The sequence below is a fragment of the Streptomyces sp. NPDC012888 genome, from assembly GCF_042900645.1.
Taxonomy (GTDB): domain Bacteria; phylum Actinomycetota; class Actinomycetes; order Streptomycetales; family Streptomycetaceae; genus Streptomyces.
This window is the reverse complement of record NZ_JBIBBM010000016.1, coordinates 20,954-33,605: the sequence shown is the minus strand read 5'-3', so window position 1 is coordinate 33,605 and position 12,652 is coordinate 20,954. Positions and strand designations below refer to the sequence as shown.

General features: G+C 76.1%; 9 protein-coding genes. 6 read left to right on the top strand and 3 right to left on the bottom strand.

Features of this window, described 5'->3' with window-relative positions; translation table 11 throughout:
- The first annotated feature begins 141 nt into the window (after positions 1-141).
- The 6 genes from ACFY61_RS25315 (at position 142) to ACFY61_RS25290 (ending at position 7,496) form a co-directional block, all read left to right on the top strand.
- Positions 142-435 carry a DUF503 domain-containing protein gene (locus ACFY61_RS25315; RefSeq protein WP_249768059.1) on the top strand — a complete coding sequence of 98 codons (294 nt, stop codon included), beginning with the start codon at positions 142-144 and terminating at the stop codon, positions 433-435.
- A gap of 25 nt (positions 436-460) precedes the next feature.
- Entirely contained in the window at positions 461-901 is a 441-nt protein-coding gene (gene rbfA, locus ACFY61_RS25310; RefSeq protein WP_389475382.1) for a 30S ribosome-binding factor RbfA, read from the top strand.
- Entirely contained in the window at positions 898-1,806 is a 909-nt protein-coding gene (truB, locus tag ACFY61_RS25305) for a tRNA pseudouridine(55) synthase TruB (RefSeq protein ID WP_389475381.1), read from the top strand. The genes rbfA and truB overlap by 4 nt, the downstream gene beginning before the upstream one ends.
- A gap of 236 nt (positions 1,807-2,042) precedes the next feature.
- Complete coding sequence (locus ACFY61_RS25300) at positions 2,043-5,750, top strand: serine protease (protein WP_389475380.1); 3,708 nt, start codon at positions 2,043-2,045, stop codon at positions 5,748-5,750.
- Between the two features lie 113 nt (positions 5,751-5,863).
- On the top strand, positions 5,864-6,820 hold the full coding sequence (locus ACFY61_RS25295; RefSeq protein WP_389475378.1) for a bifunctional riboflavin kinase/FAD synthetase: 957 nt from the start codon (positions 5,864-5,866) through the stop codon (positions 6,818-6,820).
- 13 nt (positions 6,821-6,833) lie between these two features.
- Positions 6,834-7,496, top strand: coding sequence for a pentapeptide repeat-containing protein (locus ACFY61_RS25290; protein WP_389475377.1), 663 nt, complete (start codon positions 6,834-6,836; stop codon positions 7,494-7,496).
- A gap of 59 nt (positions 7,497-7,555) precedes the next feature.
- On the opposite strand, the gene ACFY61_RS25285 is transcribed toward ACFY61_RS25290, so the two are convergent.
- From ACFY61_RS25285 to eccE, 3 genes are all read right to left on the bottom strand, one after another.
- Complete coding sequence (locus tag ACFY61_RS25285) at positions 7,556-9,829, bottom strand: SCO5717 family growth-regulating ATPase (protein WP_389475375.1); 2,274 nt, start codon at positions 9,827-9,829, stop codon at positions 7,556-7,558.
- A gap of 542 nt (positions 9,830-10,371) precedes the next feature.
- The gene (locus ACFY61_RS25280) at positions 10,372-11,079 is read right to left on the bottom strand and encodes a hypothetical protein (RefSeq protein ID WP_389475373.1); all 708 of its coding nucleotides are present in this window, start codon (positions 11,077-11,079) and stop codon (positions 10,372-10,374) included.
- On the bottom strand, positions 11,076-12,347 hold the full coding sequence (eccE, locus tag ACFY61_RS25275) for a type VII secretion protein EccE (protein ID WP_389475371.1): 1,272 nt from the start codon (positions 12,345-12,347) through the stop codon (positions 11,076-11,078). Before eccE ends, ACFY61_RS25280 begins: the two co-directional genes overlap by 4 nt.
- Positions 12,348-12,652 lie beyond the last annotated feature (305 nt).

Here is a 12,652-nt window from a genome sequence, read left to right as displayed (position 1 = left end):
GTTCGAGCCGTGTCGTGACCGGGGCCGGTCGGCGGAATTTCCGTCGATCGGCCCCGGCCGTTGCGTGTACGGTTCTGGTGTTCCTGCCGCGCGTCGGCCGGCAGGCCACCGAACCCGAACCGGCGGGACATCCGGCACCGCATGTACGTGGGGACCCTGTCCTTCGACCTGCTCCTCGGCGACGTCCATTCGTTGAAGGAGAAACGCTCCGTCGTCCGGCCCATCGTCGCCGAGCTCCAGCGGAAGTTCTCCGTGAGCGCCGCCGAGGTGGGCGACCAGGACCTCCACCGCAGGGCCCGCATCGGGGTCGCGCTGGTGTCCGGGGACGCCGGATTCCTGTCGGACGTGCTCGACCGCTGCGAGCGGCTGGTCGCGGCACGTCCGGAAGTGGAGCTGCTGTCCGTGCGACGGCGGATCCACGGTGATGAAGACTGATAGCAACAAAGAAGGAGACGGACCAGTGGCCGACAACGCGCGGGCTAAGAAGCTGGCAGACCTCATCCGGGAGGTGGTCGCCCAGAAGCTGCAGCGGGGAATCAAGGACCCGCGCCTCGGTACGCACGTGACGATCACGGACACCCGGGTCACCGGCGACCTGCGGGAGGCCACGGTCTTCTACACGGTCTACGGCGACGACGAGGAGCGGGCCGCCGCGGCCAAGGGCCTGGAGAGCGCCAAGGGCATCCTCCGCTCGGCCGTCGGCCAGGTGGCGGGCATCAAGTTCACGCCCACCCTGACCTTCGTCGCGGACGCCCTGCCGGAGAACGCCCGCACCATCGAGGACCTCCTCGACCAGGCGCGCGCCTCCGACGCGCAGGTCCGCGAGGCCTCCTCGGGCGCCACGTACGCCGGCGACGCCGACCCGTACAAGAAGCCGGACGAGGACGACGCAGCCGAATGAGCAAGCACGCAACCACGACGCCGGACGGCCTTGTCATCGTCGACAAGCCGTCCGGCTTCACTTCGCACGACGTGGTCGCCAAGATGCGCGGGATCGCCAGGACCCGCCGGGTCGGCCACGCCGGCACCCTCGACCCCATGGCCACCGGAGTCCTGGTCCTCGGCGTCGAGAAGGCCACCAAACTCCTCGGCCACCTCGCGCTGACCGAGAAGGAGTACCTCGGCACCGTCCGCCTCGGCCAGAACACCCTGACCGACGACGCCGAGGGCGAGATCACCTCCTCCACCGACGCCTCCGCGGTCACCCGCGAGGCCGTGGACGAGGGCATCCGCAAGCTGTCCGGCGAGATCATGCAGGTCCCGTCCAAGGTCAGCGCCATCAAGATCAACGGGGTCCGGTCCTACAAGCGCGCCCGCGACGGCGAGGAGTTCGACATCCCGGCCCGCCCGGTCACGGTCTCCTCGTTCCAGCTCCACGACATGCGCGGGGCCACCGCCGAGGACGGCACCCCCGTGGTCGACCTGGTCGTCTCCGTGGTCTGCTCCAGCGGCACGTACATCCGCGCGCTGGCCCGCGACCTCGGCGCCGACCTCGGCGTCGGCGGCCACCTGACCGCGCTCCGGCGCACCCGGGTCGGCCCGTACAAGCTGGACAAGGCCCGCACCCTGGACCAGCTCCAGGAGGAGCTGACCGTGATGCCCCTCGCGGAGGCGGCCGAGGCCGCGTTCGCGCGCTGGGACCTGGACGCCCGGCGCGCCTCGCTGCTCGGCAACGGCGTCCGGCTGGACATGCCCGACGAGTACGCCACCGGCCGGCCGGTCGCCGTGTTCGGCCCCGAGGGCCGGCTGCTCGCCCTGGTGGAGAGCAAGGGCGGCAAGGCGAAGTCCCTCGCGGTCTTCGTCTGACCCGCCCCGGTTCGGGCCCGAGCCGGATCCGCGGGCGGACCTTCCGTCGACGTGGAGCGGTGAGCGCAGCCCCTGCTGCTCACCGCTCCACGACCCCCCTCGGGTAGGTCTCTATCCACCCCGGAGCCCTTATTCACCCGACCGAGCAGGCGCTCGGAGTGAATGGAGGGAGCGTAAGGGGGCGCTTTCGGCTCACGAGCTTCTCCCGCTGATCTTCGGCGGCCTACGGTCGTCAGATGGAAGGCAAGGGGGAGCCGGCCGAGCTGGTCCGGATCTGTGATCCCGACGGACGGCCGCGCGGCAGCGGCTTCGTCGCGGACGACCGGGGCACCGTCGTCACCAGCCACGAGGCGGTGGACGGACTGGACCGGCTGCTGCTGCACGGCCCCGGGCAGCGCACCTGGACGGCCGGCCGCGACGCCGTCACACCCCTGGCCCCGGCGGGGCTCGCGCTGGTGCGCACCGACGGGCTCGGCGCCCGGCCGCTCCCGGTGGCCGCCGCCGAACAGGTGCCCCCCGGCGCGTACGTACGGCTCGCCGCCCGGGGCTGGCGGCAGGCCCGCGTGCTGGGCGAGGCGGAGGTCACCTACACCGCGGGGGGCCGCAGCCACGTGCTCGGCGCCGCCCTCGACCTGGCCCTCGGCACCGACGGCATGGACGCGCTCCGCCTCGGCGGCGAGGCCTGCGGCACGCCCCTGCTCGACGCGCGCACCGGGGCCGTGCTCGCGGTGGTCGGCACGGCCCTGCACGCCCGGCACCGCTCCGGCGGCTTCGCCGTGCCACTCCGCGCGGCCGCCCGCGCCGAACCGGGCGGCCCCCTGGCCGCGCTGCTGGACCGCAACGCGGTCACCGTTCCCTGCTACGGCACCGAACTCAACCTGGCCGGCGCGCTCCAGCTCACCGGCACCACCCTGGGCACCGCCCTCGCGGACGCCGCCGGAGCGGTCGACCGGCCCGACGTGATCGGCGCCCTCTCGGCCTTCACGGTCAGCCCCGCCCAGGTCTTCGCCCTGGTCGGCGACCCCGGAACCGGCCGCACCACCGAACTCGCCGCCCTGGCCGCCCGCCGGGCACTCGGCCCCCGCCCCTCCCCGACCCTCTGGCTACGGGGCGCCGACCTGCGCCCCACCGACACCTCGCTCGCGGACGCCCTGACCCGAGCCCTGACCTCGGCGACCCGCATCACCACGGCAGAACCCCCGCCGCCCGGCTCCGGGGACCCCCGGGCGGAGCCGGAGTCGGGGTCAGGGCCCGGATCAGGGCCGGAGCCGGGTCACGAGCCACGCGCCCAGGCCGGGTCCGGCTCGGGCCCGTGCTGCGGTCCGGGCTGCCGCCCAGGGGCCGAGGCGGCGGCGGGGCCGGGGGACGGCCCGGGCGTCGGGTGCGGCTGTGGAGACCGTGGGGTGGGCCCCGGGTTCGGTGGTGCGTACGGCGAGGGGTCCGCAGGCGGGCCCGGTCCGGACGCGGATCACCGGCCCGGGCGGGTGGCCGCTCTGGCGCTCGCCGCCGGGCGGCCGCTGGTGGTGTTGCTCGACGCGCCCGAGGAGATGCCCCCGCAGCTCGCCCAGCGGCTCGCCGACTGGACCGCCGCCAGCGTGCGCTGGCTGCGGGAGCACACCGTCCGGATGGTCGTCGCCACGCGGCCCGAGTACTGGGAGCGGGCCGGGGCCCTGTACCCGCCGGACTCGCTGCACACGCCGGCCCGCCCCGCCCACGGCCTGCCGCCCGCCCTCCACCTCGCCGACCTGACCCCGGCCGAGGCCGAGGAGGCCCGCGTACGCCACGGCATCCCGGCCGACTCCGTGCGCCGCCCGGACGACCGGCACCCGCTCACCCTGCGGCTGCTCTCCGGCATCCGGGCGGCCGGGGTCACCGAGGGCCGCCCCGGCCGGCAGGAGGTCTTCGCCGCCCATCTGGACCTGCTCTGCCTGCGGGTCGCCGTCCGCATCGCCGCCGGCCACGCCACTCCCGGTCGCGTGGTGGCCGATGTCCGGCGCGGTGCGGCCGTCCACGGTCCCGGGGTGCGCCGGCTGGCGACCCGCGTGGCCGGCCGCGTGCACGAGGCGGCCCGCCGCTGCCTCGGCCCGGGCCAGGGTCGGCTCGACCGCGAGTCCTTCGAGGAGCTGTTCCCCTGGCGCACCGGATGGGCCCCGGCCGTCCTCACCGAAGGCCTGCTGGAACTCACCGGCACCGGCTACCGCCTCGCCCACGAGGAGTTCGCCGACTGGCTGCAGGCCGTCCACCTCGACCTCCCCGCCGCCCTCGACGCCCTCGTCCACCGCACCGGACCACCCCCCGGAACACCGGTGCCCCGCCACCGCATCGGCCCGGTCCTCGAAGCACTGCTCCTGCTGCCCCCCGCCGCCCTCGCCGGCACGCTGACCGGCCTGGTCGCCGCCCTCGACCGGTTCGCCGGAGAAGGCCCGCCCGCGGCCCTGCCCGAGGCCCCGCCCGAGGCCGCCGCCGGAGACGCCACCGACCCCGACCGGGTGTGGTGGGCCCGCCGGCTGCTCCGCGGCGCCCTGCTGCGCGCTCCCGACGCCCGCCCGCTGCTCGACGTCCTGCACGGGCTCGCCGAGCACGTCGTACGGGCCGGTCCCGACGGGTTCGGCGGACGGTTCTGGAACCGGCTCCGGCTGCCCGAAGCCGACCGGCTGGACCTGCTCCGGCGGGTCCTCCCGGCCGATCCCGCCGGCCCCGCCGACCCGGGCGCCACCCACGGCCCGGGCTCCGACCGCTGCCTCGACGCCGCCGCCCGGCGCCTGGTCCGCGACCCCCGGCTCGTCCAGCCCCTGCTCTGCGCCTGGTTCGCCGACGAACGCCCGCTGCACGGCAGGCCCGGCGCCACCGTGGCGACCGCCGCCCAGGCCCTGCTGCACACCCAGCGCCGGCTCGCCCCGGACGACCTCACCGAAGCCCTGGTCCGGGCGGCCCACCCGCGCGCCGACCAGCTGCTCGCCGTACTCGCAGAGGAGGAGCCCGCCGCCGTCTGCCGGGCCGTGTTCCGCTGGGCCCGCGACGACCGCCCCGGCCGCGCGGTCGCGGCCGCCGCCTACGGGCAGGCCGCCGCCCCGCACGTCACCGACGCCGCCGACCGGGCGTTGCTGGGCCGGGCCGCCCTCGCCCTGCTGGAGCGGCCCGGCGCCACCGCCCTGCACGCCGCCGCCCTCGCCGTCCTGCTGCGCGACCCCGCCGAACGCGACCGCCGCCTCCCCGCCGCCCTCGCCTGCCCGGACGTGCCCGCCGCCGCCCTCGTCGACGCGGCGGAGGCGCTGCCCGACCGGGCCGGGGCCGTGTTCGACGCGCTCGGGTCCCGGCCGGCCGCGGAGGTACTGCCCGCGCTCGCCGCCCTGACCGGGCCGGGCCCGGCCGCCCGCGCCGCCGGGTTCGTAAGGGAGCACCTGGCCCGGCACCCCGCGGACGCCCGGCACGCCGCCGGCTACCTGCACCGCCGCCTGGACCGGGGCCCGGCCGCCGCCCCCGGGCTGCGCCTCCTGATCGCCGAGCTGCTGGCCGGGCCCGCCGAGGTACGGGCCGCGGTGGCCGGGGTGCTGGGCGCGGCGGGCGCCGAGGCCTCGCGACCGCTGCGCGCCGAGCTGCTCGACGTACTGCTGGCCCGGGAAGGCGACCCCGCGGTGCTGGACGCCCTGCTCGGCGCCGTGGCCGGCTCCGCGGCGACCCGGGGCGAGGACCGCACCCGGGAACTGCTGCGCCGGACCGGCCGCCGGCTGCTGTCGGTGCCCGGCGGTGCCGCCGTCTTCGACCGGCGGGTGGTGGAACTGGCCCGGGCTCTGCCCGCCTTCGCCCGGCTGCTCGGGCACTGGCTCCGGGAGGAGCCGCGCGAGGCGGCCGCCCTGCTCGGCCCCAGCGCCCGCCGCTCGGCCCTCGCGGTGGCCGGGGACGCCGGCGGTGCGGCCCGGGCGGGGCCGCACCGCCCGACTTGACGTGCTCCTGGCGCAGCCGTGATGCCGATGCGGGGTGCCGCCCACCGACATGGCAGTCTTAGACCTGCAATCTCTACACGGCACAACACGGGTTCGGGCGAGGAGCGGTCACAGTGCAGCGCTGGCGTGGCTTGGAGGACATCCCCGAGGACTGGGGACGCAGCGTCGTCACCATCGGCTCCTACGACGGCGTCCACCGGGGCCACCAGCTGATCATCGGCCGCGCGGTCGCCTGGGCGCGGGAGCTCGGCGTGCCGGCCGTCGTCGTCACCTTCGACCCGCACCCGAGCGAGGTCGTCCGGCCGGGCAGCCACCCGGCCATGCTGGCCCCGCACCACCGGCGGGCCGAGCTCATGGCCGAACTGGGCGTGGACGCGCTGCTGATCCTGCCCTTCACCGCCGAGTTCTCGCAGCTGTCCCCGGCCGACTTCATCGTCAAGGTGCTGGTCGACAAGCTGCACGCGCGCGCCGTGATCGAGGGCCCCAACTTCCGGTTCGGCCACCGCGCCGCCGGCAACGTCGAGTTCCTGACCGAGCTCGGCCGCACCTACGACTACGAGGTCGAGGTCATGGACCTGGTGGTGCGCGGCGAGGCCGGCGGCGGCGAGCCGTTCTCCTCCACGCTGGCGCGCCGGCTGGTCGCCGAGGGCGACATGGAAGGCGTGGCCGAGATCCTGGGCCGCCCGCACCGGATCGAGGGCGTGGTGGTCCGCGGGGCGCAGCGGGGGCGGGAGCTCGGCTTCCCCACCGCCAACGTGGAGACCCTGCCGCACACCGCGATCCCCGCGGACGGCGTGTACGCGGGCTGGCTGACGGCCGACGGCGAGCGGATGCCCGCGGCGATCTCGGTCGGCACCAACCTCCAGTTCGACGCCACCGAGCGCACCGTCGAGGCGTACGCGATCGACCGGGTGGGCCTGGAGCTGTACGGGCTGCACGTGACGGTGGACTTCCTCGCGTACGTGCGGGGCATGGCGAAGTTCGAGTCCCTGGACGGGCTGCTGGAGGCCATCGCCGACGACGTGAAGCGGGCGCGGGCGCTCACCGACGCGTACGACACGGCGCGCTAGCCGGGAGCGGCCCTTGACGCGCCGGCGCGAACCCCGGGAACTGGACGCCCTGCCGTACGCCGGGCACCTCGACGCCTTCGACGGGGCGATCGAGCGGGAGGGCGCCTACGAGCGGGTCCACTTCGACGGCACCGTGCTGGCGGACGCGCAGGGCGGCAACTGCCGGTTCGGCGAGTCGGCGTTCTCCTCCGTGACCTTCGAGGGGGGCCGGTTCCGCCGGTCGCGCTTCGACGACGTGTGGCTGCACTCGGTCCGGTTCGTCGGCACCGACCTCGCCGAGACCACCTGGCTGGACGGCGAATGCACCGCGAGCGTGCTCGCCGGGGTCCAGGTCCACGCGGCCGCGCTGCACCGGACCGTCTTCCACCAGTGCAAGTTCGACTCCGTCAACTTCCGCGGGAGCACGTTGAAGGACGTGGTCTTCGTCGACTGCCTGCTGCGCGACGTCGACTTCGGCGGCGCCTCGCTGACGGCCGTGTCCTTCCCCGGCTCGACGCTGGACGCGGCCCGTCTGGACCGGGCCGCCCTGACCCGGGTGGACTTCAGCGGGGCCCTCGCCCTGGGCATCGCCTCCGGGATCGAGGCGCTCAGGGGCGCCACGATCAGCTCGCTCCAGATGCTCGACCTCGCGCCCGCCCTGGCCCGGCACATCGGCCTGACCGTGAAGGACGGCTGAGCCGGGCCCCGGACGCGACGGGGCCCGTACCGCCGACAGGACGGTACGGGCCCCCGTCGTCAGCCCAGGCGGGGGTCCTGCGGGGGCTGGGCGGGCGGCTGCGCCGGGTGCGGCTGCGGCTGCTGGTGCTGGTGCGGCTGTGGCGGGACGGGCGGCTGCGCCGGGTGCGGCTGCTGGGGCCAGGCCTGGCCGGGCTGCGGCTGGCCGTAGGGCTGCCCCGGCTGCCCCTGCTGCGCGGGCTGCCCGGCGTACGGCTGCGGGTGGCCCGGCTGCTGCGGGTACTGCGGCTGGTGGGGGTGGGGCTGGTGGGGGTGGGGCTGCTGCCCGGGGTGGCCGTACGGGCCCTGGCCCGGCTGGCCGGGCTGCGGGTACGGAGGCTGCTGCCCGTACGGCGGCTGACCGGGCTGGGCGTACGGCGGCTGCTGGCCGCCCGGCTGCTGCGGGGCCCAGTGCCCGCCCGCCTGCTGGACGCGGACGAAGTCCTCGGCCACCAGCGACGCCAGGTGGAAGTAGGCCTCGCGGGTCTTCGGCCGCATCATGTCGAGGTCCACCTCGGCGCCGGCGGACAGGTGCTCGTCGAACGGCACCACGACCACGCCGCGGCAGCGGGTCTCGAAGTGCTGCACGATGTCCTCGACCTTGATCATCTTGCCGGTCTCGCGGACCCCGGAGATGACGGTGAGGGAACGGGAGACCAGGTCCGCGTACCCGTGCGCGGACAGCCAGTCGAGGGTGGTGCTGGCGCTGGACGCGCCGTCCACCGACGGGGTCGAGATGATGATCAGCTGGTCGGCCAGGTCCAGGACCCCGCGCATCGCGGAGTACAGCAGGCCGGTGCCGGAGTCGGTGAGGATGATCGGGTACTGGCGGCCCAGAACCTCGATCGCCCGTCGGTAGTCCTCGTCGTTGAACGTCGTGGACACGGCCGGGTCCACGTCGTTGGCGATGATCTCCAGCCCGGACGGGGCCTGGGAGGTGAACCGCCGGATGTCCATGTACGAGTTCAGGTAGGGGATGGCCTGGACCAGGTCGCGGATGGTGGCGCCGGTCTCGCGGCGTACCCGGCGCCCCAGCGTGCCCGCGTCCGGGTTCGCGTCGATGGCGAGGATCTTGTCCTGGCGCTCGGCGGCGAGGGTGGAACCGAGGGCGGTGGTGGTCGTGGTCTTGCCGACGCCGCCCTTGAGGCTGATGACGGCGATGCGGTAGCAGGACATCACCGGGGTGCGGATGAGCTCCAGCTTGCGGCGGCGCTCCGCCTCGGCGGCCTTGCCCCCGAACCGGAAGAGCGAGCCGCCGCCCGCACCGGGCCGGCTGCTCTTCGGCTTCTGCTTGCTGTTGCGCAGCAGCCGGTCCGAGGACAGCTCCACCGCCGCGGTGTAGCCCAGCGGCGCGCCCCCGCCGGACGGAGGGGCCTGGTGGTAGCGCGGGTCCTGCGGGCCCGGGCCGCCGGGGCCGGGCGGCTGCTGCGGCCACTGCTGGGCCTGCCGCGGGTCGTGCTGCGGCGTGGACGGCGGCTGCGCCTGGGGCTGGTCGGACCAGGGCGCGCCCGGCTGGAAGGCCTGGGGCTGGGGCTGGGGCTGCGGTTGCGGTTGCGGCTGGGGCTGGGCGGTGGGCGGGAACCCGTAGCCGGCCGGCACCTGCGCGGCGGGCGGCTGCTGGGGCGGGAAGCCGTAACCGGCGGGTGCCTGCGGCCCGGCCGGCGGGAAGTCGTGGTCCTCGGGCGCGGTCGCCGGCGCCGGGGGAGCGGGCTCGGCGGGCGGGGGCGGCAGCTCCGCCGGGACCGCGTCCCGCGGCTCGTCCTCCACGGGCCCGGTCGCCGGAAGGGGTGACTCCGCGACATCCTCACGACCGTCACCCGCGACCGGGGGAACGGGAGTCCCGAACGGCGGGGTCTCCGTGTACAGCGAGGGCGAGGGCTCCCCACCGGGCGCGGCATCCGGCGGAGTGGCGGTGTACGGCGCCTCCACCTGGGCCTCGACGGGCGGTGCGGCGGCGGGGGGCGCGTCCACGGGAGCCCCGGCAGGCTGCGAAGGCGCGGCCACCGGTACCTCGGGCAGGCCGGGAGCCGCGGGATCCAACGGCTGCGGCGCCGGCTTCGGGGGCGTCAACCGGGTCGTCGAGGGCGAGCCCACGTCACCGGCCCGGTGCGGTTCGAACCCGCTCCCGGCCGGAAGGTCGGGAACCGCGGGCGGGGTCGGCGCGTTCTGCGTGTACCAGGCCGGCGGCGTGTAGTCGATGGTGAACTCGCCCGTCAGTTCGGGCTCCGCGTCGGACTGATCGTCCGTCGGGACGTCCCACGCCCCGCCGCGGCTCTCGCTCCGATCGCCGTTCACTTCCGTCCTCCTGGTCTGGTCGGGCACACTGCCCGGCGCCCACTCCGGGCGCCGCGCCCACGGTCAGCCTAATGGTGCGCCGCCCGAGCACCGGGCCGAGCCCCGTCCCCCACCCCGAAAGAACCACAAGGACCACCCACCCGCACATACCGCACGCCCACCCAGCACCGTCCGGCACCGACCCGCCCAGGCCGCACCCCCATCAGGGGCGCGAGGAACTGCGCGCCCAGCCACGGCTGGCCGGCACCAACCCGTCAACGGTCGGACCCCTGTTCAGGGGCGCGGGGAACTGCGCGACAAGCCGGCATCGTCCGGCACGGGCCCGTCAAGGCCGGGCCCCGTCAGGGGCGCGAGGAACTGCGCGACAAGCCGGCGCCGGCCGGCACAGACCCGTCAACCGTCGACCCCGCCCGCCCCGCGGCCCGGCTAGCCCCACGGCCCCACGGCACGGCAACGCCGGCACCGCATGCCCGCGCAACATCCGCCGCGGAACCCGGCACCGCGGAACCCGGCACCGCGAGCCCGCGAGCCCGCGCACCCGCTCAGTCGATCCGCCGAGCCCCGCCCAGCAGCGAGACCTCCGCCTCCGTGCCCTGCGTCATCACGAACTGCCGGTCCCGCTGCGTGCACCACAGCGTCACCCCGTCGCCCAGCGTCGGCAGTGACTCCACCGCCGCCCGCGGCAGGTTCATCAGCCGCCCGATCTGCTCCGCCTCGTCGGGGGACACCCGCTGCACGCCCACCAGCGCCGACTGCTGCAACAGCCGTGGCGCCGTCGGGCTCAGGTACGGCAGCAGCGTCACCACCGACTGCCAGGGCCCGGCCACCACCCGGCCGCGCGGCGGCCGCATGCCGCAGTCGCGGACCACCAGCACCGGGCTGCCCGCCGACGCGCCCTGCGGGGGGACCCGCCCCACCTCGTGCAGGGTCACGCACTGCTGCCCGCCGCCGGCAGCCTGCGCCAGCGGCGCCCACACCTGGGCCCGGCCGGTCTCCACCGCCACCCGCGCCCCCGTCGCGGCCGCCCGCAGAGCCAGCACCTGCGCCGTCCACAGGCCGCCGATCAGGGTGACGTCGTACGGGCTGGGCCGGTTGATGCCGAGCACCGCCGGACGGCCCTCGGCGTCCATGCCGATCACCACGCCGTCGTCCCCGACCGGCAGCGCCAGCCCGTCCAGGTCGCCGGACGGCATCACATGGCGTTCCCGCCGCGGCCCGACCAGCCCGTAACCGATCCGTCCCGCGCTCATCGCGCACCTCCCAGCGGCAGCGAGGCCAGTACTCCCGGCAGCTGCTCCCGGTCCAGCCGGACCAGCCCGGTGCGCACGCCGCGCGCCGTCCGCTCCAGTTCCCTTCGCGCCGCCACCAGTTCCTCGTCGCTGCGCCCGGTCACCCGGACGTGTCCGGTGACCGTGACCCCGTGCCGGTCGGCCGGGGCCAGCGTCAGGCTGAAGTTCGTGGCCAGCGCGGGCAGCGAGGTCAGCAGGGCCACGAACTGCGGCATCGGGGCCGCACCGCCGCCCAGTTGGGGCCAGCGGGCTATCCAGTACGTGGTGTGCCGCCGGTCGTCGCACCGCCAGGTCCGCGCCGTCTCCTCGGTGCGCCGGCCGGTGCTCGCGGACCGTCCGGCCTGGGTGATGGCCATCGGGTTCGCGCAGCTGGAGGTCGCCAGGGCGGAGGTCAGCTCCTGCTCGGTCAGCACCGTCGCCCGGAACCCGGCCCCGGCCAGCCGGCTGGCCAGCTGGTCCGCGGCCCGCACCACGCAGCGCTGCGCGCCGGTCATCCCGCCGCCGCGCGCGGCCACCGCCTCCGGGCACAGCTCCGGGTCCAGCTTGAGCGCGATCCAGGTCAGCCGCACCGCCGGGGTGCCGGTCTGGGCCTGCAGCGGCGCGTAGTTGCGGGTGGCCATCGACTGCGCGGGCAGGTGCGGGGCGGGCGCCGGCTGGGTGTGCTGGACCAGCTGGGCGGACTCCAGGCGGATGCCGTCGACGTCGAGGACGTCGCGGACGATGCCGAGCGGCAGCGGCCGGGCCGCCCGGTCCGGACGGAGCGCGGTCGCGTCCACGTCCACCTGGACCACCGCGGTCAGGAAGGTGCCGTCGCCGATCATCCCCACGGGCCGCCGGTCCCGGTCGCTGAACGTGTACGTCCGCAGCGCCGGATCGGCCTCGACCACCGGGGCCAGGCCCGGCTCGGTGCCGGCCGGCACGGTGAAGGAAGCCGCCCGCCGGCGCCGGGCGCGCAGCGCCAGGGCCGTTCCGAGCCACTCGGGCAGCGAGCGCTGGTGCCGGCGTACCAGCGCCAGGACGCACAGCACGGCGGCGAGGGCGCCCGCCGGCACCAGCAGCAGCGGCTCCACCACCCAGGCGGCCAGCAGCAGTGCGGCCGCCACCTGGAGCAGGACCAGCTGTTGCAGTCGGAACGGGCCGAACCGTCCCGGGCTCGACTTCGGATGCGGTGTCACTCCGCCGCGCTGCGGCACGGCCGCGGCTGCCCGTCGCTCCGTGGCGGTGGCCATCCTCCGAGCTCCTCCCCTTCCGGGTCCTCCACTGTGTGACTCCCGGCGCGGTGCGGCGCGTGACGCCCCCTCCCCGGAACCTCCCCATCCGCCCCGGCGAGCCCTGAGTGCCCCGGTACGACGGGAGTCGGGCGGCGGCGGACGGCACGGAGCGGAGGCCTCACCCTACCCGCCCCCTGCGGACCCTCCGTCAGCAGGCATAGTAGGGGGCCGGTCCGACAGAATCAGGGCCGGGGATGGGGGCAGCTCCCGGTATCGGCCGGGGAGTGTCCACCGACCGGGCCGGGCGGGGAGAAGCAGACGGT